Raw genomic sequence first — 25,497 nt, forward strand, 5'->3', positions numbered from 1 at the left:
GTGCCCGCGTTTCTCCTGCACAGATGCACAACAGGTTCGGCGACCCTGGAGCAACCGGCCGCTACCGCAGGTGCGAGGTGTCGTTGACCAATCGCACCGAGGTGCCGCCATCAGCGTAAAACTCGGCGACGCTCAGCGAGGCCAGGTCCAGGTGCAGCTTGTAGAGCAGCGCCGGACCCGCGTCCAGTGCCTCGCGCAGCACCATCTTGATCGGCGTGACGTGCGAGACCAGCAGCACCGTCTGGCCGGGGTGCTCCGCGCATAGCTTTTTGCGGGCCCGCGTCACCCGCTGCTGCACCGCCGCGAAGCTCTCGCCGCCGGGCGGGGGCGTGCTCGGGTCGCCAAGCCAGGTGCGGTGCAGCTCGGGATCGGCTGCCATGGCCTCGCGAAAGGTCAGGCCCTCCCATGCGCCGAAATCGGTCTCGATGAGGTCGTGGTCGATCTGCACGCTCAGGCCCAGCGCCTGTGCGGCGGCCTCCGCGGTGGCGCGGGCCCGCGCAAGCGGCGAGGACACGACCACGTCGATGCCGCCCTGCGCCGCCAGCCGCTCCGCCGCGCCCGCGGCCTGCGCGCGGCCCAGCTCGGTCAGCTCCGGATTGCCCCGACCCGAGTAGCGCCGATCCACCGAGAGGGGGGTCTGGCCGTGGCGCAGCAGCAGAAAGCGTGTCGGCTGCCCGACCGCGCCGGTCCAGCCGGGGCTCGAGTCCGCGGCCTTGGCAGGTTCACGCGTGGCGGGTGCAGCTGCGCCTTGGTCCCAGGTGCCGTCCATCGCCGCGTTCGCGAGGCGGTCGGCGTGGCCGTTCTCCGCACGCGGGATCCACGTGAAGCTCACGGAATCGAACTTCGCGGCCAGGGCCCGGGCCTGCGCGGCGAGCGGGATCATGTCCGGGTGCTTGACCTTCCAGCGCCCGGACATCTGCTCCACCACCAGCTTGGAGTCCAGCCGTGCCCGCACCTGCGTCGCGCCCAACTCGGCGGCCGCCTGCAGCCCGGCGATCAGCCCCCGGTACTCGGCCACGTTGTTGGTGGCGCGCCCGATGCCTGATGCCCGCTCGGCGAGGACGTCCCCGCTCTCGCCGAGCACCACCGCGCCGTACCCGGCTATCCCGGGATTGCCGCGGGAGCCGCCGTCCGCCTCGATGGTGACCAGCATGGCTACTTCAGTCCCGACTCTTTGGTCCGGACCAGCACCGCGCCGCACTGCTCGCAGCGGATGACCTCGTCCGGCTTCGCGAGCGCGATCCGCTCCATCTCGGCACGGTCCAGCTCGATCCGGCAGGCACCGCAACGTCGAGCCTGCAGCAGCGCCGCACCGATGCCGGTGCGCGCGCGCTCCTTCTCGTACAGCGCGAGCAGGTCCTCGGGCAGGTCCCCGAGCAGACCGACGCGCTGTGCCTTGCAACGCTCCTCGGCGGTGTCAAGATCCGCGACGGCGTCGTCGCGGTGGCGGCGGGCGTCGATCAAATTCTCGTCGATGGCGTCCACCTGCGCGCCGGCGTGCTCGTGGTCGGCGACCACGGCCTCGCGACGCTCCATGACCTCCAGCAGCTCGTCCTCGAGGTTGCCGCGGCGGCGCAGCAGACTCGTGACCTCGTGCTCAAGCTCGCTGAGCTGCTTGGACGGGATCCCCCCGGCCTGCATCCGGTCGTTATTTCGCTTCTCGCGCAGGGCTACGGCCTCAACCTCGCCCTCGAGCTTGCGGATATCGCGCGCCAGGTCCTCGAGGTTGATCTCGATCAGCACTGCGGAGTCACGGCTGGCGATGCGATCAGCCTCGAGCCTCTCCACCTCCAGCATCTCCGGGAGGGTCTTGCGACGATGCTTGATGCGGTTGAGCTCGGCATCGACATTTGCGAGGTCGAGTAGCCGACTCTGCACTACGGATTCAGCTTTCACGCGGGTGTCTCCTGGCTGCTTTTGAGTTGGGTTCAACCGTACCCTGCCCGGAACCTGTCCCAGTACCAGTCCGCAGCGGCAATCTCAGTGGTGCGCCACCGTCCAGGGGTCTGTCCTGGTTTGGGCCACCGCCACTGTGATGCGGTCGCCAAACGCCGCGCGCAGGATGTCCCGTGCCTGCGCGCACCACGGCTGCTCGCTCGCCCAGTGCGCCACGTCCACCAGTGCCGGCCCGCCCGCCCGCAGATGCTCGTCCGCCGGGTGGTGGCGCAGGTCTGCGGTGACGTAGGCGTCCACCCCGAGCCTGGTCACCGCGCCGAGGTAGGAGTCGCCGGAGCCGCCGCACACCGCCACCGTGCGGATGACGCGGTCGGGGTCGCCGGCTGCCCGCACTCCCCACTCCGTCGCGGGCAGCGCCCGGCCCACGTGCGCAGTGAACTCGGCGAGGGTCATCGGCGCCGGCAGCTCGCCCACCCGGCCCAGTCCCAGCGCCGAGGCCAGCTCCGCGACCTCGAGCGCGTCGAACGCCGGCACCTCGTAGGGGTGCGCGGCGCGCAGGGCCGCGAGGACCTGCTCCCGGAGCCCGCGGGGCGCGAGGAGCTCGATCCGCTCCTCCGCCACCGTCTCCAGCTCGCCCACCTGCCCCAGGGCCGGGTTCGCGCCGTCGAGCGGCCGGAACTGACCGGTCCCCGGCACGCTCCAGCTGCACTGGTCATATGTCTCGATCTGCCCCGCGCCCGCCGCGAACATCGCCTGGCGCACCGCGTCGGCGCTCGCCGTTGGCACCAGCACGGCCCATTTGTCCACCGGAGCTTGGGGTTTCGGCGCGATGGGCCGCAGCGCGGTCAAGCCCAGGGCACCGGCCAGTGCGTCGGAGACCCCGGGGTCCGCCGAGTCGGCGTTGGTATGCGCGGTGAACAGCGCGCACTGGGCCCGGATCAGCTTGTGGACCAACGCGCCCTTGGGGGTGTGCGCGCCGACGGTGTCGACCCCGCGCAGCAGCAGCGGATGGTGCGCGATCAGCAATTGGGCCCCCGCCCCGATCGCCTCGTCCACCACCCCGGCCGTCGGGTCCACCCCGATGAGCACCGAGCTGACCGTCTCCCCCGGGTCTCCGCAGACCAGGCCCACCGAATCCCAGCTCTCGGCCAGCGCGGGCGGATACGCAGCGTCCAGCACAGCGATTATCTCGGCCAGCGTCACCGGCGCTGAAATCTCGGGACCAGTCATCTTCGGACCTCCTCGTGTCTCCGGCAAGCTATCGCATCACCCCGACACTGTGCGGCCGCGCCCGGAAGAACTGGGACAATGGACCGCATGACTGCTTCTGTGGCCACGCCCATCGTGCTGTTCGACCTCGACGGCACCCTCACCGACTCGGCCGCCGGCGTCGTGGCCGGTTTCCAGCACGCGCTCGCCGCCGTCGGCGCGCCCCTGCCCGACGGCGATCTCACGTCACTACTGGTCGGCCCCCCGATGGTCGACTCCTTCGCGCGCCAGGGCCTGGACGCGGTCCAGATCGAGGACGGGCTGGCCCACTACAGCGAGTACTACGACGCGACCGGTTGGGCCGAGAACTCCGTATACCCGGGCGTCGCGGAGATGCTCGACGCGCTGGCCGGCCAAGGCCTGCGCCTCGCCGTGACCACCTCCAAGAACGAGCTCCGCGCGGTGCGGATCCTGGAGCACTTCGGGCTGGCCCACCACTTCGAGTTCATCGCCGGCGCCAGCGACGACGGGGCCCGCCGCGCCAAGTCCGACGTCATCGCACGGGCCCTGGCCAAGCTCGACGCGGACCCCGCCGACGTGCTGCTGCTCGCGGGCGACCGTGAGCACGACGTGTCGGGCGGCAAGGACCACGGCGTGCCCACCGCGTTCGTGTCGTGGGGCTACGGCGCAGCCGGCGAGTCCCAGGGCGCCGCGTGGGTGGTCGACTCCCCCGCCGCGCTGGGCGAGGTCATCCTGGCCCGCGCGAACCCGCCAGCCTCCACCGCGGCCGACGTCAGCGGCGCCGACCTGCACGTGACTTTCATCTGCACCGGCAACATCTGCCGTTCCCCGATGGCCGAGAAGATCCTGGCCGAGGAGGTCCGCCGGGCGGGCCTGTCGGAGCGCGTGCGCGTGAGCAGCGCCGGCACCACGGACTGGCACGTCGGCAAGGAGGCGGACCCGCGCACCAACGACGCGCTGCGGGCGGGCGACTACCCCACCGGCCACGCCGCGGCGCAGATGTCCCCGGACCATCTAGCCGCGGACCTGGTGATCGCGCTGGACTCCGGGCACCGCCGCCTGGTCCTCGACGCCGGCGCCGCCCCGGAGCGCGTGCGCCTGCTGCGCAGCTTCGACGACCGCGCCGACCACATCGATGTGGACGATCCGTACTACGGCGGCCCCGCCGAGTTCGCCCGCACCCGCGCCGAGATCGAGGCCGCCATGCCCGGTCTGCTGGAGTGGATCCGTGCCGAACTCTGACCGGTGCAACGTCGGTCACATGGCCCGTGACCTGCACTCATGCGCGCATGCCTTACGGTTGTTCCTGTGCGAAGACTGAGTTTCCTCCTGCGGCCGGGCTGGCTGATCTTGATTGCGTTGTGCGGAGTGTTCATCTACCTGTGCTTCACGGTGCTGGCGCCGTGGCAGCTGAACAAGAATGACGAGAACTCGTACCGCAACGGGCTGATCGCAGAGTCGATGCAGGCCGAGCCGAAGCCGGTGGGCGAGTTGTTCGGCGAGCAGACGACGCTCGGTCCGGAGGACGAGTGGCGCCAGGTCGCCGCGACCGGCGTCTACCTCGCCGACAAGCAAGTCCTAGCCCGACTCCGCTCGGTGGACGCGGACCCCGCGTTCGAGGTGCTCGCGCCGTTCCAGCTCGACGACGGCCGCATCATCCTCGTCGACCGCGGCTACGTGTGGCCCGACGAGCACATGAAGCCGCCGGCGATCCCCGCGCCGCCGACGGGCACGGTCACCCTCGACGGCCGCGTCCGCACCTCTGAGAGCCCCTGGGGCACCCGCGGGCCGATCGTCGAGGGCGGGTGGACGCAGGTCTACTCCATCCACACGGCCGGGCTCTCCGAGCTCCTCGACGTGCCTCTGCTGGGCAACTACCTCCAGCTCAACGACGGCGCGCCGGGCGGGCTCGGCGTGATCGCGCTGCCGCAGCTCGACGCCGGACCGTACCTCTCGTATGGGCTGCAGTGGATCGCGTTCGGAGTCATGGTTCCGCTCGCCGCCGGCTACTTCGCGTGGGCGGAGATCAAGGAACGACGCCGTCGCGCGGAGGAGGAAGAGGAGCTCGAGGGCACTGCGGATGGCGAAGGCTCGGACGACGCCGACGGTCCCGGGGATTCTGGTGAGCGCGCCGACGATCTCGACCATGTGCTGCTCGGCCGTCGCAAGCGCAAGACAGAGCGCTATGTCCCGCTAGCGCCGCAGAAGGCCAAGCTGCCGCCTGAGCAGCAGGCCACCCTGGCGGAGCGCTACAGCAAGAAACGCTGAGCCGACCGCCGACGCCGTCTGCACCGCCACCGACATCCGCACGGCCCGGCGCAGGTCTGTGGCCGTCGGCGCCGGCCCGTCCCCCAGGCGCGGCCGCTCCTGGACTCCGTACATGTACTCGGTGCGCCCGCCCAGCATCACGCCGAGCGCGCCCGCCATCGACGCCTCCACCGGCCCCGCATTGGGGCTCGGGTGCGCGGCCGCGTCCCGCCGCCACGCCCGCCTGGCGTCCGCCGGCCGGCCGCCCACCAGCGGGGCGAGCACGACGGTCAGCGCCGCCGTCGCCCGCGCGGGCAGATAATTCGCCACGTCGTCCAGCCGTGCGGCCGCCCAGCCGAAGTTCGCATAGCGCGGCGAGCGGTGCCCCACCATCGCGTCCAAGGTGTTCACCGCGCGATAGCCCAGCAGGCCCGGCGCGCCCGCCAGCCCGCCCCAGAACAGCGCGGCGACCGTGGCGTCGGCGGTGTTCTCGGCGATCGACTCGAGCGCAGCGCGGGCCAGGCCATCCGAGTCCAGGACCGAGGCGTCGCGCCCGCACAGCGATGGCAGCAGCGCGCGGGCCGCCTCGAGGTCGCCGGCATCGAGGCGGTCGGCCATCTGCCCGCCCACCCGCGCCAGGCTCGTGCCGCCGCACACCGCCCACGTCGACGCTGAGACTGCGAGGGCATCCGCTGTGGGGCTGCGCCCCGCCGCCCGGTGTGCCAGCCACCCCGTGCCCACCGCACCCCCGACGAGCAGCCCCACATGCAGCACGCCGGCCGCGCGGGTGTCCCGGTAGGTGCTGCGCTCCAGCGCCGCCGCCGCGGTGCCGAACCCAGCAACCGGGTGCAACCGCTGCGGATCGGCCCACAGCCGATCGGCCGCGAACCCGACGAGGAGGCCAAGAGCCCTAGTGCTGATCACGTCGTGAAGTGTTCCCCATGGCCCTCGCCGGCGCTCATCGCGGGGTGTGGCCGCCCAGGCCTCGCCGCGAACCGTCCAATTCCTCACGAACCCCTCTGTGGCAGTTGCCGAATCCAGCATGAGCTGGGGATCCGACCCTAGGATTCGCGAGCGTGTATAGAACCGTGCAGGATTCTGCGAAAACTTGCACGTTCCTCTACACACTCACCGCGGGACGGGCCGCTGCGAGGGGGAGTAGCCGCGGGCTGCGACCACATTGCGGCCACAACGGGCCAGCTGGAACCGCCTGTCGGACGACACGACAAAGCCCCTCACCTTGTTCCCGCTGGTGAGGGGCTTTTCTATCGAGTGGGCGCGATAGGGATCGAACCTACGACCGCCTGTGTGTAAAACAGGAGCTCTACCGCTGAGCTACACGCCCGTGATGCGCCGGAGAACCTCCGGCGCATCCCTTCAGCAATCTAGCGCGGCAAGCGCATTCTCCCAAGCTGCCTGGTCACGGGGCTCGCCCGGACCGTTCATCTCGGCGAATCGCACGATGCCGGTCTTGTCCACAACGAAGGTGCCGCGGTTGGCGATGCCGGCGTCCTCGTTGAACACCCCGTAAGCCTGGGCGACCTCGCCGTGTGGCCAGAAGTCCGAGAGCAGCGGGAATGTGTACCCCTGCTCAGACGCCCACACCTTGTGGGTGGGCGACGGGCCGACAGAGATCGCGAGGATCTCCGCGTCGTCGTTCTGGAAGGTGGGGAGGTTGTCCCGCACCCGGCACAGCTCGCCCTGGCACACGCCCGTGAATGCGAGCGGGTAGAAGACGATCAGGACATTCTTGACGCCTCGGAAGGACGAGAGCGTCACTTCTTGGTTGTTCTGGTCCTTCAGGGTGAAGTCCGGCGCCTGCTCGCCCACGCTCAACGTCATCGGCGAGGCGCGCGGCTCTTCGGCTGGACCAGCCGGCTGCCCGACCAATCGCCAAGGTTCGCGGCGGAGGTCTGGTTCAGCCCTGCGGTAGGCGCCGACTCCGCGATCTCGCTGGGCACGACGTGCCCGGACAGACCGGTCTTGGGGGAAAGCACCCAGACGAAGCCCTCGTCGCCGAGCGGGGTGATGGCGTCCATCAGCTCGTCGACCAAGTCGCCGTCGCCATCGCGCCACCACAGCAGCACGACGTCGACTACCTCGTCGGTGCCTTCGTCCTCCATCTCACCACCAATGATGATCTCGACAGCCTCGCGCAGGCTGTCGTCTGTGTCCTCGTCCCAGCCCAATTCCTGCACCACCATCCCGGGCTCAATCCCGAGTATCTGCGCGTAGTTCGGGGCATCCGCGGCGACCACGGTGGTTGTCTCCATTCGTTCGAGGTATTCGAGGGACAAACCGCCCCAGGAACTGGTTTTAGATAGTACCGATCAATGAAAGCGAACATGGTCGGCGGCGATAGCGCAACCACGACACCCCCTTCGGCGTACGTATCACCGTCTCATTCTCCGCCATCGGACGCAGATTGGCACTAGGTTTTCGCCGAATTCTCGTCAGTCAGAGTCCAGTACGTGAGAACTACTCGCGAGTACCTTGTGAGGTAAGGCACGATGGAGGGGCACGGTCGCCCTGTCAACCTGTACCGGATTCGACCTGCACTGATGTTGTACGACGCCGCCCATACCCCGGGCTGGAGTCAGAGCCGGACGCCTACCGAGCGTCCACTTCGTTTAGGAGCATGGTTTGTCTAATGAGGTTGCGGGTTCCGACCCGCGCACGCCCGCACGGGTGACTGCCGTCGGCGACACCCGGGTTCGGGTGATTCGTGAGGGCGTCGCGTCGTACCTGCCCGATATCGACCCTGAGGAGACGTCGGAGTGGCTTGAGTCGCTCGATGACCTTCTGGCCCGATCCGGCCCCGGCCGCGCCCGCTACCTGATGCTGCGGATGCTCGAGCGCGCCGGCGAGAACCACGTGGCGTTGCCCGCGCTCACCTCCACGGATTTCGTGAACACCATCCCCACCGAGAACGAGCCGTGGTTCCCCGGCGACGAGGACGCGGAGCGCACCTACCGTCGTTGGATCCGCTGGAACGCCGCGATCATGGTGCACCGCGCGCAGCGTCCCGGTATCGGGGTGGGCGGCCACATCTCCACCTACGCGTCGTCCGCGGCGCTCTACGAGGTGGGCTTCAACTACTTCTTCCGCGGCAAGGACCACCCCGGCGGCGGCGACCAGATCTTCATCCAGGGCCACGCCTCCCCCGGCATTTACGCCCGAGCGTTCCTCGAGGGCCGTATCCCCGCCGAGCAGATGGACGGCTTCCGCCAGGAGAAGAGCCACGCGGCGAAGGGCGCGCTGCCGTCCTACCCGCACCCGCACCTGATGCCGGAGTTTTGGGAGTTCCCGACGGTGTCGATGGGCATCGGCCCGATGAACGCCATCTACCAGGCGCGCTTCAACCGCTACCTGCACAACCGCGGCATCAAGGACACCTCCGAACAGCATGTGTGGGGCTTCCTCGGCGACGGCGAGATGGACGAGGCCGAATCCCGTGGCCTAGTGCACATCGCGGCCATCGAGGGCCTCGACAACCTGACGTTCGTCATCAACTGCAACCTCCAGCGGCTCGACGGCCCGGTGCGCGGCAACGGCAAGATCATCCAGGAGCTCGAGTCCTTCTTCCGCGGCGCGGGCTGGAACGTCATCAAGGTCATCTGGGGCCGCGAGTGGGACGCGCTGATCCAGGCCGACAAGGACGGCGCCCTGGTCAACCTGTTCAACGCGACTCCGGACGGCGACTACCAGACGTACCGCGCGAAGGACGGCGCGTACATCCGCGAACACTTCTTCGGCCGCGACCCCCGCACCAAGGAGCTCGTCAAGGACCTCAACGACGAGCAGATCTGGAACCTCAAGCGCGGCGGGCACGACTACGTGAAGCTCTACGCCGCCTACCAGGCCGCGATGCAGCACACGGGCCAGCCGACGGTGATCCTGGCGATGACCGTCAAGGGCTACACGATCACGCACTTCGAGGGCCGCAACGCCACCCACCAGATGAAGAAGCTGACCCTCGACGACCTGAAGGGCTTCCGCGACAAGATGCGGATTCCCGTCTCGGACGCCGAGCTCGAGGCCGACCCGTATCTGCCGCCGTACTACCACCCCGGCGAGGCCGCGCCCGAGCTGCAGTACATGCTCGCCCGGCGCAAGACGCTCGGCGGTTTCGTCCCCGAGCGCCGCACCGCCGCGAAGCCGCTGACGCTGCCCGGCATCGAGCCGTATCAGGGCGTGCTGAAGGGCTCCGGCAAGCAGGAGGTCGCCACCACGCAGGCACTCGTGCGCATCTTCAAGGAGCTGCTGCGCGATAGGGAGATCGGCAAGCGCATCGTGCCGATCATCCCCGACGAGGCCCGCACGTTTGGCATGGACTCCTGGTTCCCGTCACTGAAGATCTACAACCCCAACGGACAGCTGTACACGTCCGTGGACGCGGACCTGATGCTGGCCTACAAGGAGTCCGAGACCGGGCACATCCTGCACGAGGGCATCAACGAGGCCGGCTCGATCGCCTCGTTCACCGCTGTCGGCACCTCGTACGCCACCCACGGCGAGGCGATGATCCCGCTGTACATCTTCTACTCGATGTTCGGCTTCCAGCGCACCGGCGACGGCATGTGGGCCGCCGCCGACCAGATGGCGCGCGGGTTCGTGCTGGGCGCGACGGCCGGGCGCACCACGCTGACCGGCGAGGGCCTGCAGCACGCAGACGGGCACTCGCTGATCCTCGCGGCGACCAACCCGGGCGTCGTCGCCTACGACCCGTCCTACGCATACGAGCTGGCGTACATCATCAAGGATGGCCTGCGCCGGATGTATGGCGGCACGGTCAACCCGGACGGCTCGCTGGCGGAGGGCTTCGGCGGCGAGAATATCTACTACTACCTGACCATCTACAACGAGCCCATGATCCAGCCCGCCGAGCCGGCGAATCTCGACCTCGAGGGCCTGCTCAAGGGCATCTATCAGATCAACTCCGGTGAGGGCTCCGGCCCGCGCGCGCAGTTGCTCACCTCCGGCGTCGGCATGCCGTGGGCACTCAAGGCCCAGCAGCTGCTGGCCGACGAGTGGGGCGTCGTCTCCGACGTCTGGTCGGTCACCTCGTGGAGCGAGCTGCGCCGCGACGGCATCGAGTGTGAGCTCGAGGCCCTGCGCCACCCGGCCGCCACCCCCCGCGTGCCGTACCTCAGCCAGGCCCTCGCCGGCGCCGAGGGCCCGTTCGTGGCGGTGTCCGACTGGATGCGCCAGGTGCCGGACCAGATCCGCAAGTGGATCCCGGGCGACTACACCACGCTGGGCACCGACGGCTTCGGCTTCTCGGACACCCGCGAGGCGGCCCGCCGGTTCTTCAACGTCGACGCCGAGTCCATCGTCGTCGCCGTGCTGGCAGCCCTGGCCGCGCAGGGGAAGGTCGACGCCGGAGCCCCGGCCCAGGCCGCGACGCGCTACCGGATCGCCGAGGTGCTCCCCAGCACCGAGCAGGGCTGACACCCCGCAAGACCCCACAGGACCCGCAGCCAACACGTCGGCTGCGGGTCCTGCGCCGTCCAGGCCAAAGGTCGCGGTAGCGTCGACTAATGACCGATGACCAGCCCGAGAAGGTTCTGTCTGAGATGCTCCTCAGACGAATCAAGCGCAACTCGCGCCGGTTGGCCGTCGAGGCCATGCGCTCGATGGAGCAGCAACTGCCGTTTGTGCGCGAGCTCGACGCGTCCCAGCGGGCCGATGTCCAGATGGTGGTGCAGACGGCCGTCTCCAACTTCGTGGACTGGCTGCAGAACCCCGACGGCGACATCCTCTCCACCGTGCAGGCCTTCCGCGTGGTGCCCCAGGACCTCACACGCAAGGTCAAGCTCCGCGAGACCGTCGACATGGTGCGCGTGGCGATGGAGTTCTTCGAGACCTGGCTGCCGCTGATGGCGCGCGACCAGGCTCAACTGGTCCTGCTCACAGAGTCGGTGCTGCGCTATGGCCGGGATCTCGGCTTCGCCGCGGCCGCCGTGTACGCCTCCGCGGCCGAGGCCCGCGGGGCGTGGGACACCCGGCTGGAGGCGATGGTGGTCGATGCGATCGTGCGCGGCGACTCCGGCGCGGCCATGCTCTCCCAGGCCGCCACGCTGAACTGGCAGCCGGCCACCACGGTCACGGCCATCGTCGGCTCCCCGCCGCCGTCCGACCGGGGCTACGCGGTGGGCCACGTGCATGCGGTCGCCAGCCGCCATGGCCGCTCCGCGCTGGCCGTCGTGCAGGGCACCCGGCTGGTGCTGGTGGTCAGCGGCGAGGTGGTCAGCGGGGAGCCGGGGTCGGCGGGCGAGTTCACCGAGGAGTTGTTGGAGGCCTTCGCCGACGGGCCGGTGGTGATCGGCAGATCGGTCCAGACCCTCGGCGCGGCGCATGAGAGCGCGCAGGAGGCACTGCGCGGTTTCCAGGCGGTCGTCGCCTGGCGCGGGGCTCCGCGCCCGGTCCACGCCTCTGAATTGCTCCCCGAGCGGGCGTTACTGGGCGACCGCACCGCGTTCCAAGCGTTGGAGGAGGTTGTGATCGCGCCGCTGGTCGCCAGCGGCGGCGCGCTCTCGGACACCCTGGATAGTTTCCTCGACTGCGGGAGCTCGATAGAGCGCTGCGCACGCGAGTTGTATGTCCATCCAAATACTGTCCGGTACCGCCTCCGAAAGATCGCGGCTGTGACTGGCCGAGATCCCAGCGATGCACGGGACGCATACGTCCTAAAGGTCGCTTTATCGGCGAGCCGGATGGTACATGCCGGGCTACTTCCGTTCACTGAAGTCACAAAAATCACTCCAGTAACATGATGTAACGATCCTGCATCCGCTACCGATACGGCAAGGTTCACCAGCAATTTGTATAGAACCTACAAAACCCGGCCAAAACCTTCGTTTCGCTCGACACTCCGGAACACCCCTCGGACAGTGTTGTCTGTAGTACGTGATCGCACTGCTCGCCCCAGGACAGGGGTCCCAGACGCCCGGCATGCTCGTGCCTTGGCTCAAGTTGCCCGGCGCCAGCGCCCGGCTCGGCCATTGGTCCGAGGCCACGGGGCTCGACCTTGAACGGCTCGGCACCACCGCCGACGCCGCGGAGATCACGGACACCGCGATCACCCAGCCCCTCGTTGTCGCCGCTGCCCTGCTCGCCTATGCGCAGATCCAGTCGGCGGGCCAGGCACCCGCCCAGCTGCTCACCGCGGGCCACTCCGTCGGCGAGCTGGCCGCCGCGGCCATCGCCGGGGTCATCACGGCCGACGAGGCCGTCACCCTTGCCGCGATCCGCGGCCGCGAGATGGCCCGGGCTTGCGCGCTCGAGGCCACCGGCATGAGCGCCGTGCTCGGCGGGGACGAGGCCGAGGTGCTGGCCTGGCTTGCGGAACTCGACCTCGAGCCCGCGAACCGCAACGCCAAGGGACAGATCGTCGCCGCCGGCACGCTCGTCGCGCTGGCGAAGCTGGCCGAGAACCCGCCCGAGAAGGCCCGGGTCCGCGCGCTGCCCGTCGCCGGCGCGTTCCACACCCACTTCATGGCACCCGCCCAGGACGCGGTCGCCGCGGCCGCCGCGGACATCACCCCCAAGGACGCCGTCCTCCCCCTGCTGTCCAACGCCGACGGCCAGACCGTCACCAGCGGAGCGGAAATCCTCTCCCGCCTGGTCACACAGGTCACCAACCCCGTGCGATGGGACCTGTGCTCCGCCGCGCTGCGCGCCGCCGAGGTCACTGGCATCGTCGAGCTGCCGCCGGCCGGCACCCTCGTCGGGATCGCCAAGCGCGAGCTGCGCGGCACGCCGACGCTGGCGCTGAAGACCCCGGCGGACCTCGACGCCATCGCCGGGCTGGGCTGATCAGCCCCACATTCTGCGCATGCGGGTCTGCGCACTAGTTCCACCGACCCGCCGCCTGCAACACCAGAGAATCCACACGCTGTTAAAGAAATGAAGGGACCACATCGTGGCTGTCAACAAAGATGAGATCGTTCAGAACCTCGCCGAGATCATCGAGGAGGTCACCGGCATCGAGCCGTCGGAGATCACCCTGGAGAAGTCCTTCGTAGACGACCTGGACATCGACTCGCTGTCGATGGTCGAGATCGCCGTCCAGACCGAGGACAAGTACGGCATCAAGATCCCCGATGAGGAGCTTGCCAGCCTGCGCACCGTCGGCGACGTCGTCGCCTACGTCGAGAAGCTTGACGCCGAGGGTGCCTCGGTCGAGGGCAAGTGAGCTCTCCCGTGAACTCCCTTTCGCTGCACCCGGTTGTTGTGACGTCGATGGCGATCACGACTGCGCTAGCGCCTGATCTGGACAGCACCTGGAAGGGGCTGCTCGCGGGCGAAAGCGGCATTGCCACCATCACCGAGGACTGGATGACGCAGTCCGACCTGCCGGTGCACTTCGGTGGTCAGCTCAAGATGAACCCGGCGGACCGTCTCAAGAAAATTGAGATCCGCCGGCTGGACTACATCCAGCAGCTCGCCGTCGTCCTAGGCCGCGATGCCTGGGCCGGGGCGGGCTCGCCGGAGGTCGACAAGGACCGGCTCGGCGTCGCGATCGGCACCGGGCTCGGCGGCACGGAGACGCTCTTCGCCACCACCGCCGCGCTGGATGCCGGCGGGTACCGCAAGGTCTCGCCGATCGCCGTGCCGATGGTCATGCCGAATGGTCCCGCAGCGGCCGTGGGGCTGGAGGTCGGCGCCCGCGCCGGCGTCCACACCCCCGTCTCCGCCTGCGCATCCGGCTCTGAGGCCGTGGCCATGGCCTGGCGGATGATCGCCATGGGCGAGGCCGACGTGATGATCGCCGGCGGCGTCGAGGGCAAGATCACCTCGCTGCCCATCGCCAGCTTCTCCATGATGCGCGCGATGAGCACCCGCAACGACAACCCGGCGGGCGCGTCACGGCCGTTCGATTCCGGTCGCGACGGCTTCGTCATGGGCGAGGCGTCGGCAATCATGGTGCTCGAGCGTGAGGATCACGCCCGGGCCCGCGGCGCGACCATCCACGCTCGAGTCCTCGGGGCCGGCACCACGTCGGACGGGTTCCACATTGTGGCGCCCGACCCCAATGGCGCGGGCGCGGCTCGGGCGATGAGCAAGGCGATCCGCTACGGCGGCGTCACCCCGGCCGAGGTGGGGCACATCAACGCCCACGCCACCTCGACCGGTGTCGGCGACCTCGCGGAGGCCCGCGCCATCCACACAGCGATCGGCAAGCACCCGTCCGTCTACGCCCCGAAGAGCGCCCTCGGGCACTCGATCGGCGCAGTCGGCGCGCTGGAGGCGGTCCTCACCGTCATGAGCCTGCGCGAGGGCGTGATCCCCCCGACTCTCAACCTCGAGAATCAGGATCCGGAGATCGACCTCGATGTGGTCTCGGGCAGCGCCCGGCACGGCCAGGTCGATGTGGCGATCAACAACTCGTTCGGATTTGGCGGGCACAACGTGGCCATCGCATTCGGCCGCGTCTGATCGACCAGGCAACAGGTGGGGGCCCAACCGGGCCCCCACCGTCCGCCGGGCCCCACGGCCCACACCCGGAATGCACTAGGAGAACGCAATGACTCTTCTCGCACCAGGACAGGGCACCGACTCCCGGCAGGATCCCCGCGACCCCCTGGGCCGCCTCGACATGCTGTTCGACGCCGGCACCACGCAGGTGCTGCACCCCCGCGACAAGTCCGGCGTCCTTGCCGCGGTCGGCGAGGTCGGCGGCGTGCGCACCATCGCCTTCTGCACCGACGGCACCGTCATGGGCGGCGCGATGGGTGTGGCCGGCTGCCGCCACATTGTCGACGCCTACAACCTCGCCATCGACGAGGAGTCCCCCATCGTCGGCATCTGGCACTCCGGCGGTGCTCGCCTCGCTGAGGGCGTCGAGGCCCTGCACGCCGTCGGATTGGTCTTCGAGGCCATGATCCGCGCGTCCGGGCACATCCCCCAAATTTCCGTCGTCGTCGGCTTCGCGGCCGGCGGCGCCGCGTACGGCCCCGCGCTCACCGACGTCGTGATCATGGCCCCAGAGGGCCGCGTCTTCGTGACCGGGCCCGACGTCGTCAAATCCGTCACCGGCGAGCAGGTCGACATGCTCGCCCTCGGCGGGCCCGCGACCCACCACCAGAAGTCCGGCGTCTGCCACATTGTCGCGGACAGCGAGCCCGACGCGTTCGCCCGCGGCCGCAACCTCGTCTCCCTCTTCGCCCAGCCCGGCCACTTCGACCGCGCCCGCGCCGAGGCCACCGACATGGACCTGAAGTCCCTGCTGCCGGCCTCCCCCCGCCGCGCCTACGACGTGCACCCGCTGATCGAGAACCTCCTGGACGAGTCCAGCTTCGAGGAGTTCCAGGGCAAGTGGGCGCGCAATATCGTCACCGGCCTCGGCCGTCTCGCTGGCCGCAGCGTCGGCGTGGTCGCCAACAACCCGCTGCGCCTCGGCGGCTGCCTGAACTCCGAGAGCGCCGAGAAGGCCGCCCGGTTCGTGCGGCTGTGCGATGCGTTCGGCATCCCGCTGGTCGTCGTCGTGGACGTGCCTGGCTACCTGCCCGGCGTCAGCCAGGAGTGGGAGGGCGTCGTGCGCCGCGGCGCGAAGCTGCTGCACGCGTTCGGCGAGGCGACGGTCCCCCGCGTCACGCTGGTGACCCGCAAGATCTACGGCGGCGCCTATATCGCGATGAACTCCCGCGCCCTCGGCGCGACCGCCGTCTACGCCTGGCCCGAGTCCGAGGTGGCGGTGATGGGCGCGAAGGCGGCCGTCGGCATCCTGCACAAGCGTGCCCTCGCCGCCGCCCCCGACCATGAGCGCGAGGCGCTGCAGGACCGGTTGGCGACCGAGCACGAGGAGATGGCGGGCGGGGTGGCGAAGGCAGTGGAGATCGGGGTTGTCGATGAGGTGATCGACCCCGCGAGGACACGAAGTATCCTTGCCGCAGCGCTAGCGAAGGCCCCGGAGCGCCGGGGCCGCCACAACAACATTCCCCTCTGACTTTTTAGACCCGCGCGGCCAGAGGCTTAGCGCCCCAGCGATCGCAAGGAAGCAAGTGACTAACAACACCCCCAAGGTGACCATCGTTGTGCCCACATACAACGAACGGGAGAACCTGCCCCAGCTGGTGCAGGCCCTCGAGCAGCTCGAGCTACCGGGCCTGAACCTGCTGGTGGTCGACGACAACTCCCCGGACGGCACCGGCCAGGTCGCGGATGAGCTCACCACCACATCCAGCCTGCCGATCCGGGTGCTGCACCGCACGGAGAAGAACGGCCTCGGCCGTGCCTACATCGCGGGCATGACCCAGGCGATGGACGAGGGCGCGGACATCGTCATCCAGATGGACGCCGACCTCTCGCACCCGTCGTCGGTGCTGCCGATCATGGTCCAGGCCCTCACCACCACCGACGCCGCAATGGTCATCGGCTCCCGCTACGTCCCCGGCGGCTCCGTCGCCGAGGAGTGGGCCTGGCATCGCAAGCTGCTCTCCGCGGGCGCGAACTTGTACGTCAACGCGATCCTGCGACTGGGCGTCAAGGATGCCACCGCCGGGTTCAAGGCGTGGAAGTCCGACACCCTGCGCCGCATCGACCTCAGCACCATCGAGAGCGGCGGCTACTCCTTCCAGGTGGAGATGAACTACCGCACGGTCCAGCGCGGAATGCGCATCGTCGAGGTGCCCATCCGGTTCGAGGAGCGTGTCGAGGGCGCCTCCAAGATGACCATGGCCGTGCAGCTCGAATCCGCCAAGATGCCGTGGAAGCTGCGCTTCGGCAAGTAGCCCCCGCACTAGGAGCGGTCGGCCTCCAGTTGGGGGCCGACCACCCCCACCCCCATTGGGAAGCTCGCCGAGGCCAGAGGGCTGTCCGCGATAACGTCAGCCCCATGAGAGTCTTCGCGCCGCTAGACGCGCAACTACCACTGGCCGAGGTGGCCGCCACGGTGTCCCGGATCGAACAACTCGGCTACGACGGCATCCACGTCCCGGAGACCACGCATGACTCCATGATGGTGGCGCTGCTCGCGCTGCAGAGCTCCACGGCGCTGACCGTCCGCACCGCGGTGACCGTCGCCTTCCCACGCAGCCCCATGGTGCTGGCCCTGGCCGCGTGGGATCTCGCGCAGTTCTCCGGCGGCCGCTTCGAACTGGGCCTCGGCACGCAAGTGCGACCCAACATCGAGGGCCGTTACGGCGTGCCCTGGTCCGACCCCGTGGGCCGGATGCGCGACTACGTCGGTGCGCTGCGCGCCATCTGGACCGCGTTCCAGGACGGCGGCCCGCTGCGCTTCGACTCCGCGCACTATAAGTTCACCCGGCTGCAGCCGTACTTCAACCCAGGTCCCATCGCCTGCCCCACCATCCCGGTCTACCTCGGCGGGATCGGCCCGGCCATGTGCGCGTTGGCGGGCACCGTGGCCGACGGGCTGATCACCCACCCCACCGGCGCATTGCCGGCGGTGCTCGCAGAGGCGTCCGCGGCGGTGCGCGCGCACGGCTCCGCGGCGGTGATCGCCTCTGCGCAGTACGTCAGCGGCGCGGACCCGGCGGCGATCGCCCTCAACCGGGAGGCCAAGCGCCGATCGCTGGCCTTCCTCTATTCGACGCCCGCCTATCGCGGTGCGCTTGAGCGGCTCGGCATGGCCGATCGGGCAGATCGGCTGCATCTGCTCAGCCGCGCGGGCGAGTGGTCGGAGATGGCCGCCGTCGTGGACGATGCGATGCTCGACGCGATCGCGCCCACCGCCTCCTACCCCGAGCTGCCTCAGCTACTGGCGGGCCGCTACGGCGCGCTTGCCGACGGGCTCGTGATCGCTCCGCCGGTGGACCCGGGCGAGGATCTGCTCATGGCGAGGGCGCTGGCGGTGCTGCGGGGCTGAGTGGCTCAGCCGACGCGGCGCGCCAGCCAGGAGACCTCGGCACCATCCCCGCCGCTGCGGAATTCCTCGAGCTCCTCATCCCAGGCCGCGCCCAGTGCCTGGGCAAGGTCTGCCGCCAGATTGCGCGAGCCGCCCTCGATCATCGCCCGCAGGCGCTGCTCGCCGAGCACGACGTCCCCGCATGCGCTGGTGTTGCCCCGCCAGAGTCCTAGCCCGGGCACATGGCTGTAGCGCTCGCCGTCCATGCCCTCGCTGGGGTCTTCGGTGACCTCGAAGCGCAGGAGCGGCCATTGACGCAAGGCTCCGGCCAGTCGCGCGCCGCTGCCGACTGGGCCCACCCAATTGCTTTCGGCGCGAAGGGATCCGGGCGCGGCTGGCTGGGGGCTCCACGCCAGTCCTGGGACCGCGTCGAGCACCCCGGCGAGCGCCCATTCCACATGCGGGCACAACGCAGCGGGCGACGAGTGGATATAGACCACACCAGACGTCGCGTCTGCAAAATGGTTCAACGTGCGCACTTTCAACCTCCGGCTTAGACGAGGGACGTCTTCCCCAACGGCCTCGTGTCGTTCCGAGATTGGCACTGCGCTTGTGCTATGCGTTAACCAAGTTACCAGTGTGGCAGGAGTGGTGCCAGGGGGAAATTCTGCGGAGGCCCAGAACGGCTCAGGTCGGCATGAGGGTGATCAGCGCGGCGGAGAGCGCACCCAGCGCCACGGCGATCGACGTCGCCGCCATCACGCGGCGGCGCGCGAGGGTGTTGGACGGGCCGATCCGGCCCTGGCTGAGGCTGTTGCCCCGGCGATAGCAGGCCAGCGCCAGGACCAGCAGGATTCCGACGCCCACCAGGGGGGCGAGCGCGGCCACATCGGTGCCGACCGACGCGGCCTGTCGGAGCATCAGCGCGGCGACCACCAGGGCGGCGAGGGCCGTGCGCCGCCACGACAACGCGGTGCGCTCCGGCTGCAGGCCGGGGTCGATATCCGGCGCCGCCGTCATATCAGCACCACGGTCACATCAAGACGACCGCGACGAGGGCCACAACCGCGATGATGGAGGTCCCGATCGCCAGCACCGGCACCAGCAGCGAGCCCGGCAGCGGTTCGCTGCGCCGCATCGCCTGCTGCACCGACCGCCAGTGGAAGTACGCGGCCCCGGAGACCAGGATCGCCAGCACCACGCAGCCGAGCGCGATCACGGTGCGCGCGGCCGAGTTCTTCAGCGGCTCGATGAGCTGGTGCACCACCACGCCGCCGGCGACCAGCCCTAGCGCCGTGCGGATCCAGGCCAGGAATGTGCGCTCATTGGCCAGGGTGAAGCGGTAGTCGGGCTCGCGCTCGATCGGCTCCGCCGCGTCGCCGATCTGCCCGCTCATCGTGCGACCTCGTTCACGGTGTCTGCCCTGCCCTCTCGTCTCGGCCGGTCGTCATCTGGACTGGCCAACCACATCGTCGCTCAAGCTGGCCCACAGCGGTTTCGCCCATGCGCCAAACGGCCGGTCCGTGAGCACCACCGTCCCAATCCCCAGGTCCGGGTCCACCCATAGGAAGGTGCCCGCCTGACCGAAGTGCCCGAATGTGCGCGGCGAGTTCTCGGCGGACGTCCAGTGCGGGGACTTCTCCCCGCGAATCTCGAAGCCGAGCCCCCAATCGTTGGGCCGCTGCCGGCCATAGCCGGGCAAGATGCCGTCGAGGCCCGGGAATTGCACCGTGGTGGCGTCCGCGACCGTCAGCGGATGCGCCAGGACGGGGTTGAGCAGCTCCAGGGCGAACCTCGACAGGTCCGCCACGCTCGAGCGCGCCTCGTGCCCCGCCACGCCCCACAGCGTCGTGCTGGCCATGCCAAGCGGCTCGAAGACCGCCTCGGCCAGATAGTCCGCGAACACGATGCCGGACTCCGCCGAGATCAGCTCCGCCAACACCTCGAAGCCCGCACTGGAGTAGATGCGCCGCTCCCCCGGTAGCGCCTCCACCGTCCGATCTGCGAAGCCCAGGCCCGACGCGTGCGCCAGCAGGTGCCGGACAGTGGAGCCCTCGGGGCCGGCAGGCTGGTCCAGCTCGATGACGCCCTCCTCCACCGCCAGCAGCGCCCCGTAGGCGACGAGCAGCTTGGTCACCGATGCCAGCTCGAAGACCTTGTCCAGGTCTCCCATCGTCGTCTGGCCATCTCGGGTGATCACGGCGGCCGCGGCGTTGTCGACCGGCCAGGAGGCAATCGCATTGAGGGGGTTCACAACGGCATCATAGGAGACGGGCTCCGCGCCCTCCACGTACACGTCCCGGCGAAATCACCTGCGGAGGCTGTAGCGCAGATAGACGACACCGTTGTCGAACCGCCGCTCGTCGAGCAGCTCGAGGTCGAAACGCACGCCGTCGGGCAGGAGCCGCTTGCCTCCGCCAACGTGCACCGGGTAAATGAACTGCTGGAACTCGTCCACCAGACCCGCCCTGATCGCGTGCCCCGCCAGCTGTGCGCCGCCGATGCCGACATCGGTGGGCGACTCGGCGACGAATCGCCGGACCCACTCCGCCTCGAACTCGCGCTGGATCCGTGTCCGCGCGCTGGCCGCGTGACCGAGGGTCCGCGAGAACACCACCTTCTCCGTCGCCCGCCACACCTGCGCGTAATCCTGCTCCTCCGCCGACAACCCGTCCAGCGGCATGTCCTCCCAGACCGCCATCACCTCGTAGAGCCGACGGCCATAGAGACAGGCACCGACCGGCCGCTCGAGGTCGTTGATGAACGCGTGCACCTGCGGGGTCGGCGCGCTCCAGTTGAACTCACCCAACGGGTCGGCGATGTAGCCGTCGATGGAGCAGATGCCGGTGTAGATCAGTTTCGCCATGTCGATGTCCCTTCCGCGGTTCCGCGGGACCGCGCGATATCGACTCAGAATACGACCGGGTGCCGGCCATTGCCAGTGCCTGTCACGCCGCTTGTGGCAGTGGATACGACGAGGCGGCGCGGACGTTCGAGAGCGGTGGGGCAGGTGGGGCTCGAACCCACGACCTGACGGATTATGAGTCCGCTGCTCTGACCAGCTGAGCTACTGCCCCGAGCCAATACGACTCCGAGCGATCACACTACAAGATGTGCTGCGCATCCCAACGCGCCCCGCCGACGGAACAGAGTTTGTCTGACGGTGGTGGTACAAATGGGAACCTCGCATGAAAGGAATCCGCACTGTGTCGAATCCCGATCTCTGGCAGGAGGACCCGAGCCAGTCTGGGTTCAACCAGCCGTCGTATCCCGGCCAGGCGCCGCTGTTCCCGCAGGGGCAATATCCGCCGGCCAGCTACCCGCCGGTCGGATACACCCAGCCCAGCTACCCCCAAACTGGGCCTGCCTACGCCCAGCAGTTCGCGCCTCCCGCCATGTCCGCGCCGTACGGGTTCCATCCGGTCACCGGCCAGCCGCTCTCGGACAAGTCGAAGGTCGCGGCAGGGCTGCTGTCGATCTTCCTCGGCTACTTCGGGGTCGGCCGCTTCTATGCCGGGAACACGGGCCTCGGGGTCGCGCAGCTGCTTGCCAACATCTTGTTGACCATCATCACCCTGGGATTCTGGCTGTCCGTCGCCTGGATTTGGCCGTTGATCGACGGCATCGTCCTGCTCACCGGAAATCCACGGGATGGCATGGGCCGCTTGCTTCGATAGACGACGGTCATCGGCTGGGGATCTGCCATTCCCAGCCGGCGGCCCCCGCCTGCGCCGCCTCTAGCCGCAGTGCCCGCGCCCCGATCGGCGCCACCAGCACCGCAGTCCCCTGTTCCTGCCGACCCGGGCCCAGCCCAGCCAGCCCCCAATCGGTCTCGGCGCAGTCCGCGAATTCTGGCCGGTCTGCAAATACGCCGTCCTGGTCCACAACGCCCCAGTTTCGCGCCTCTAGAATGCCGCCGATGAGCCGCTCGGGGTAGGTGAACACGCCCCGCGTCGTAGCAGCCACGGTGAACCGCACCAATTGTGTTCCGGGCGCCACGCCCACACCCGGGCACTGGAACCCCGGCTCGATATCGGTGACCGCGAACTCCAGGTCGCAGGCGCGGGCATCGGTGTCGTCGCAACCGATCCCGCCGAGTTCGCCGATTTCCTTTGGGGCGGCGGGGTTCAGCGGCGCCTCGAGGCCCTGAGTGGGCGCAGAGGGCTCCTGCGGGCTCGTTGTCGGCGAGACGTCCGTCGCGCAGCCAGTGGTCAGCACCACCGCCGCTACCACCCAGCCGAACCTCGCCCGCATCCTCGCCTCTCGTGCCCTGGTTTCCCCTGCCGTGACCCACACGCCCGGCGGACTCATCATCCGTCAGGTTATGGGTCCGGGTCCCACCTGCCCCACTGCCGGCACAGGTTCGCGTTGCGTTCGGCGACGACGTTCCCGACAACACCAACGACCCCGCTGGGCCCCTGCCATGACCGTTAGCGCCTCGAACAGGTCCCGTGGCAAACCCTGACCGCTCGAGTCTGCGGATACCAGGCGAGCTCGATGAGCGTGCGCCGGTCCGTGTGGGGACGACAGTGGCCGATGTCGAAGTGAGGTGGGGATCACTCACCTCCAGACCGAACGAGCCGCCTGACCCTCTAGATACAAGAAAACCCCAGGTGATTCGTGCTCTCACCTGGAGTTTCCCTCTGCTCCCCCGACTGGATTCGAACCAGTAACCCTTCGATTAACAGTCGAATGCTCTGCCGTTGAGCTACGGGGGAATGCTCTGCCGCTCTTGTGCGGCCGCTGTCAGACTCTAACTCATGACCCGGGGTAGATGCCAAATCGTCCCTCCCCGAAGCAGGCAGCCAACGCCTTCTGCCCCGGTCCACTACGCTGGCCGACGGCAGTAAAACCTGAACACCACGACATCTATATGCGGGAGGTTGGGCTTCGATGATCGGGATCCTTGTCGCGGCGGGCGCCGGCTACGTCCTCGGGACCAAGGCTGGACGCCGCCGGTATGAGCAGATCAGCGGCGTCGCAAAGGCGGTCGCGACCAACCCCGCCACCCGCGCCGCCATCAGCACCGGCCGCCGGAAGCTGTCGGAGGCGCTCAGCACTGAGCCGAAGTTCACCAAGATCGAGCCCATCGACGGGCTCACGTCGGTCTATATCCCCGAGGACAAAGACCGCACGGACTGATCCGGCCGCCACCACGTGCAGAGCCGCAACCTGCTGGGCGCTCCGCCAACATGAAGAAGATTGACAGTCTTCTCGATATTCGGTGAATCTTCTTCACATTCGAGAGCGATTTCCTCGAACGTGAAGAAGATTGACGGTTTCCTCGAAAATCAGGGAATCTTCTTCATGTTCGAGAGCCAATCCGCAAAGGGCCCTAGTAGCTGTCCTCGCGCGCGCCCACGGCTTGGTCCAGCAGCCCGCGTCGGTACTGCTCCAGCGCGACCAGGTCGCCGAACAGCGCCCGGTACTCATCGGGGCTCTCGGACGGGGACATGCGCTGCAACCGCGATTTCAGGTCCGCGATCTGGTTGCCGACCCACACCTCCTGCAAACGTGCCAGGACCCCGCCGATATAGCGCGGCACGTCTACCTCGGCCACGCGCATGGGCTCGACGGCCAACTCGGTGACCAGCGAGCGCAGCTGCTCCCCCGTGGCCTTGCCGATCTCGGCGGTGGTGTCGTCCCCCGCCTGGTACTGCTCGACGGTCGCGACGCCCGCCGCCCCGACGGCCTCCACCCACTCGGCCCCGCCCAAGCCTGCTGCGGTGCCCCCAGCGTCCTCGATGGCGGTGCGTAGTGCGCCATAGGCGGGGTGGGTGAAGCTCTCCGGCGGCAACGAGTCGAATACCGTGCCCGCGATGGCCGGCTCCTGCAGCGCCGATTTGAGCGCCTCGCGCTGCGGCCACAGCGCGGGGTCGCGCGGGTTGGGCCGGGGGATGCGGCTGGTCTGCGCGGGCTGCTCGGTCGCTGCCACGGGGCCACGGCCGCGGCCGCGCGCGCCGCCACGCGCCATCTGCCGCACGCGGCTGACCACCTGGGGGATGTTGGGCCAGCCCACCCAGTGGTCGGCGAGCTTAGTGGCGTAGCCGTCGCGCAGCGCGGAGTCCTTGATGCGGGCCACGATGGGGACGGCGCGGCTCAGCGCCTCGACGCGCCCCTCCTCGGTGTTGAGGTCGATGCCGGCCAGCATGGACAGGATCGCGAACTCGAACATCGGCACTCGTCGCGCGATCAGGTCGCGCACGGCGGCGTCGCCGGACTCCTGGCGCAGCTCACACGGGTCCTTGCCCTCAGGGGCGACGGAGACGAACGTCTTGGCGGCGACCTTTTGGTCGCCGTCAAACGCCTTGAGCGCGGCGGCTTGCCCGGCGGCGTCGCCGTCGAAGGTGTAGATGATCTCGCCGCGGAAGTGGTTATCGTCGATCAGGAGTCGGCGGATCAGCGTCAGGTGGTCATCACCGAAGGCTGTGCCACAGGACGCGACGGCGGTCGGCACGCCCGCCAGGTGCATCGCCATGACATCGGTGTAGCCCTCGACGATAACGGCCTGGTGCCGCTTGGAGATCTCGCGCTTGGCCAGGTCCAGGCCGAAGAGCACCTGGGACTTCTTGTACAGCAACGTCTCTGGGGTGTTGACATATTTGGCGGTCATCATGTCATCGTCAAAGAGCCGGCGCGCGCCGAAGCCGATGACGTCGCCGGCCAGGTTGCGGATGGGCCACAGCAGGCGGCGGTGGAAGCGGTCCATCGGCCCCCGCTTGCCCTGCCGGGACAGCCCCGCCGCCTCGAGCTCCGCGAATTCGAAGCCCTGGATCAGCAGGTGCTTGGTGAGCAGGTCCCAGCCGGCGGGCGCGAAGCCGCAGCCGAACTGCACCGCGGCCGCCATGTCGAAGTCCCGCCCGGTGAGGTAGTCGCGGGCCGCTTGCGCGTCGGGCATGGTCAGCCGCTCGGCATAGAAGGCCTGCGCGGCGGCGTTGGCGGCGACGAGCCGGCTGCGGGTGCCGCGGTCGCGGCGGATCGTGGCCCCGCCGCCCTCGTAGTTGATGGTGTAGCCGATTTTCTCGGCCATCTGCTCCACGGACTCGACGAAGCTGACGTGCTCCATCTTCTGCAGGAACGTGAAGACGTCGCCGCCCTCGCCGCAGCCGAAGCAGTGGTAGTGCCCGTGGTTGGGGCGCACGTGGAACGACGGCGACTTCTCGTCGTGGAACGGGCAGAGCCCCTTCATCGAGTCCGATCCGGCGCTGCGCAGCGACACGTAGTCGCCAACGATCTCCTCGATCCGGACGCGCTCACGGATCGAGGCAATGTCACGTTCAGGGATTCGGCCGGCCACGTCGTGCAGTCTAGTG

At 68.9% G+C, this 25,497-nt stretch carries 25 protein-coding genes, 3 tRNA genes and 1 pseudogene; 13 read left to right on the plus strand and 16 right to left on the minus strand.

Annotated elements, in window-relative coordinates; genetic code table 11:
* Positions 1–61 precede the first annotated feature (61 nt).
* From TBIF_RS02005 to TBIF_RS02015, 3 genes are all read right to left on the minus strand, one after another.
* Positions 62–1,153, minus strand: coding sequence for a bifunctional RNase H/acid phosphatase (locus TBIF_RS02005; protein ID WP_024793212.1), 1,092 nt, complete (start codon positions 1,151–1,153; stop codon positions 62–64).
* A 2-nt stretch (positions 1,154–1,155) separates the two neighbouring features.
* A complete protein-coding gene (locus TBIF_RS02010) occupies positions 1,156–1,896 on the minus strand; it encodes a zinc ribbon domain-containing protein (protein WP_235174431.1) in 741 nt (246 codons plus the stop codon).
* Positions 1,897–1,980: 84 nt separating this feature from the next.
* The gene (locus tag TBIF_RS02015; RefSeq protein WP_038169402.1) at positions 1,981–3,126 is read right to left on the minus strand and encodes a Nif3-like dinuclear metal center hexameric protein; all 1,146 of its coding nucleotides are present in this window, start codon (positions 3,124–3,126) and stop codon (positions 1,981–1,983) included.
* Positions 3,127–3,213: 87 nt separating this feature from the next.
* Here TBIF_RS02015 and TBIF_RS26665 point away from each other — a divergent pair.
* From TBIF_RS26665 to TBIF_RS22675, 3 genes and pseudogenes are all read left to right on the plus strand, one after another.
* Positions 3,214–3,870 (plus strand): annotated as a pseudogene (locus tag TBIF_RS26665) (HAD hydrolase-like protein); the annotation flags it as partial.
* 48 nt (positions 3,871–3,918) lie between these two features.
* Positions 3,919–4,368 carry a low molecular weight protein-tyrosine-phosphatase gene (locus TBIF_RS26670; protein ID WP_304941165.1) on the plus strand — a complete coding sequence of 150 codons (450 nt, stop codon included), beginning with the start codon at positions 3,919–3,921 and terminating at the stop codon, positions 4,366–4,368.
* Between the two features lie 66 nt (positions 4,369–4,434).
* Positions 4,435–5,394 (plus strand): SURF1 family cytochrome oxidase biogenesis protein, encoded by a 960-nt coding sequence (locus tag TBIF_RS22675; RefSeq protein WP_024793216.1) that lies wholly within the window; start codon positions 4,435–4,437, stop codon positions 5,392–5,394.
* Here the strand turns inward: TBIF_RS22675 and TBIF_RS02030 are convergent.
* The 4 genes from TBIF_RS02030 to TBIF_RS02045 form a co-directional block, all read right to left on the minus strand.
* Positions 5,320–6,297 (minus strand): cobalamin biosynthesis protein, encoded by a 978-nt coding sequence (locus TBIF_RS02030; protein ID WP_024793217.1) that lies wholly within the window; start codon positions 6,295–6,297, stop codon positions 5,320–5,322. The two genes, TBIF_RS22675 and TBIF_RS02030, sit on opposite strands and share 75 nt — an antisense overlap.
* Before the next feature lie 349 nt (positions 6,298–6,646).
* A tRNA-Val gene (locus tag TBIF_RS02035) sits at positions 6,647–6,718 on the minus strand.
* Between the two features lie 32 nt (positions 6,719–6,750).
* The gene (locus tag TBIF_RS02040; RefSeq protein ID WP_024793218.1) at positions 6,751–7,215 is read right to left on the minus strand and encodes a peroxiredoxin; all 465 of its coding nucleotides are present in this window, start codon (positions 7,213–7,215) and stop codon (positions 6,751–6,753) included.
* Positions 7,212–7,646 (minus strand): DUF3052 domain-containing protein, encoded by a 435-nt coding sequence (locus TBIF_RS02045; protein ID WP_038169403.1) that lies wholly within the window; start codon positions 7,644–7,646, stop codon positions 7,212–7,214. The genes TBIF_RS02040 and TBIF_RS02045 overlap by 4 nt, the downstream gene beginning before the upstream one ends.
* Before the next feature lie 415 nt (positions 7,647–8,061).
* Here TBIF_RS02045 and aceE point away from each other — a divergent pair, with 415 nt between their 5' ends.
* The 8 genes from aceE (at position 8,062) to TBIF_RS02085 (ending at position 18,205) form a co-directional block, all read left to right on the plus strand.
* Positions 8,062–10,824, plus strand: a complete 2,763-nt coding sequence (gene aceE / locus TBIF_RS02050) for a pyruvate dehydrogenase (acetyl-transferring), homodimeric type (RefSeq protein WP_024793220.1) — start codon at positions 8,062–8,064, stop codon at positions 10,822–10,824.
* 89 nt (positions 10,825–10,913) lie between these two features.
* On the plus strand, positions 10,914–12,149 hold the full coding sequence (locus tag TBIF_RS02055) for a PucR family transcriptional regulator (protein ID WP_024793221.1): 1,236 nt from the start codon (positions 10,914–10,916) through the stop codon (positions 12,147–12,149).
* A 133-nt stretch (positions 12,150–12,282) separates the two neighbouring features.
* Positions 12,283–13,191 carry an ACP S-malonyltransferase gene (locus tag TBIF_RS02060; protein WP_024793222.1) on the plus strand — a complete coding sequence of 303 codons (909 nt, stop codon included), beginning with the start codon at positions 12,283–12,285 and terminating at the stop codon, positions 13,189–13,191.
* 106 nt (positions 13,192–13,297) lie between these two features.
* Positions 13,298–13,570 (plus strand): meromycolate extension acyl carrier protein AcpM, encoded by a 273-nt coding sequence (gene acpM, locus TBIF_RS02065; RefSeq protein WP_024793223.1) that lies wholly within the window; start codon positions 13,298–13,300, stop codon positions 13,568–13,570.
* Positions 13,567–14,814, plus strand: a complete 1,248-nt coding sequence (locus TBIF_RS02070) for a KasA/KasB family beta-ketoacyl-ACP synthase (RefSeq protein WP_024793224.1) — start codon at positions 13,567–13,569, stop codon at positions 14,812–14,814. Before acpM ends, TBIF_RS02070 begins: the two co-directional genes overlap by 4 nt.
* Before the next feature lie 88 nt (positions 14,815–14,902).
* Entirely contained in the window at positions 14,903–16,324 is a 1,422-nt protein-coding gene (locus tag TBIF_RS02075; protein WP_024793225.1) for an acyl-CoA carboxylase subunit beta, read from the plus strand.
* 55 nt (positions 16,325–16,379) lie between these two features.
* The gene (locus TBIF_RS02080; protein ID WP_024793226.1) at positions 16,380–17,108 is read left to right on the plus strand and encodes a polyprenol monophosphomannose synthase; all 729 of its coding nucleotides are present in this window, start codon (positions 16,380–16,382) and stop codon (positions 17,106–17,108) included.
* Positions 17,109–17,212: 104 nt separating this feature from the next.
* The gene (locus tag TBIF_RS02085) at positions 17,213–18,205 is read left to right on the plus strand and encodes a TIGR03617 family F420-dependent LLM class oxidoreductase (RefSeq protein ID WP_024793227.1); all 993 of its coding nucleotides are present in this window, start codon (positions 17,213–17,215) and stop codon (positions 18,203–18,205) included.
* Positions 18,206–18,210: 5 nt separating this feature from the next.
* On the opposite strand, the gene TBIF_RS02090 is transcribed toward TBIF_RS02085, so the two are convergent.
* The 6 genes from TBIF_RS02090 to TBIF_RS02115 all read right to left on the minus strand — a co-directional run bounded on the left by TBIF_RS02090 (position 18,211) and on the right by TBIF_RS02115 (position 21,261).
* Positions 18,211–18,723, minus strand: coding sequence for a DUF3145 domain-containing protein (locus TBIF_RS02090; RefSeq protein ID WP_024793228.1), 513 nt, complete (start codon positions 18,721–18,723; stop codon positions 18,211–18,213).
* A 148-nt stretch (positions 18,724–18,871) separates the two neighbouring features.
* Positions 18,872–19,204 (minus strand): DUF202 domain-containing protein, encoded by a 333-nt coding sequence (locus TBIF_RS02095; protein WP_024793229.1) that lies wholly within the window; start codon positions 19,202–19,204, stop codon positions 18,872–18,874.
* Between the two features lie 13 nt (positions 19,205–19,217).
* Positions 19,218–19,580 carry a YidH family protein gene (locus TBIF_RS02100; RefSeq protein WP_024793230.1) on the minus strand — a complete coding sequence of 121 codons (363 nt, stop codon included), beginning with the start codon at positions 19,578–19,580 and terminating at the stop codon, positions 19,218–19,220.
* A gap of 51 nt (positions 19,581–19,631) precedes the next feature.
* Entirely contained in the window at positions 19,632–20,438 is an 807-nt protein-coding gene (locus TBIF_RS02105) for a serine hydrolase domain-containing protein (protein WP_024793231.1), read from the minus strand.
* 54 nt (positions 20,439–20,492) lie between these two features.
* Positions 20,493–21,050, minus strand: coding sequence for a dihydrofolate reductase family protein (locus TBIF_RS02110; RefSeq protein WP_024793232.1), 558 nt, complete (start codon positions 21,048–21,050; stop codon positions 20,493–20,495).
* 136 nt (positions 21,051–21,186) lie between these two features.
* Positions 21,187–21,261: transfer RNA gene (locus tag TBIF_RS02115), tRNA-Ile, on the minus strand.
* A gap of 129 nt (positions 21,262–21,390) precedes the next feature.
* Between TBIF_RS02115 and TBIF_RS02120 the strand changes: the two genes are divergently transcribed.
* Positions 21,391–21,861 (plus strand): TM2 domain-containing protein, encoded by a 471-nt coding sequence (locus TBIF_RS02120; protein ID WP_024793233.1) that lies wholly within the window; start codon positions 21,391–21,393, stop codon positions 21,859–21,861.
* A 7-nt stretch (positions 21,862–21,868) separates the two neighbouring features.
* Here the strand turns inward: TBIF_RS02120 and TBIF_RS02125 are convergent, their stop codons facing one another.
* Together TBIF_RS02125 and TBIF_RS02130 are read right to left on the minus strand one after the other, a co-directional pair.
* Positions 21,869–22,438 carry a hypothetical protein gene (locus TBIF_RS02125; protein ID WP_024793234.1) on the minus strand — a complete coding sequence of 190 codons (570 nt, stop codon included), beginning with the start codon at positions 22,436–22,438 and terminating at the stop codon, positions 21,869–21,871.
* A gap of 392 nt (positions 22,439–22,830) precedes the next feature.
* Positions 22,831–22,902, minus strand: a tRNA-Asn gene (locus TBIF_RS02130).
* 175 nt (positions 22,903–23,077) lie between these two features.
* Between TBIF_RS02130 and TBIF_RS02135 the strand changes: the two genes are divergently transcribed.
* Positions 23,078–23,326, plus strand: a complete 249-nt coding sequence (locus TBIF_RS02135; protein WP_024793235.1) for a hypothetical protein — start codon at positions 23,078–23,080, stop codon at positions 23,324–23,326.
* 193 nt (positions 23,327–23,519) lie between these two features.
* Here the strand turns inward: TBIF_RS02135 and dnaG are convergent, their stop codons facing one another.
* Positions 23,520–25,481, minus strand: coding sequence for a DNA primase (gene dnaG, locus TBIF_RS02140; protein WP_024793236.1), 1,962 nt, complete (start codon positions 25,479–25,481; stop codon positions 23,520–23,522).
* Positions 25,482–25,497 lie beyond the last annotated feature (16 nt).

This window comes from Tomitella biformata AHU 1821, assembly GCF_000524475.1.
Lineage (GTDB): Bacteria > Actinomycetota > Actinomycetes > Mycobacteriales > Mycobacteriaceae > Tomitella > Tomitella biformata.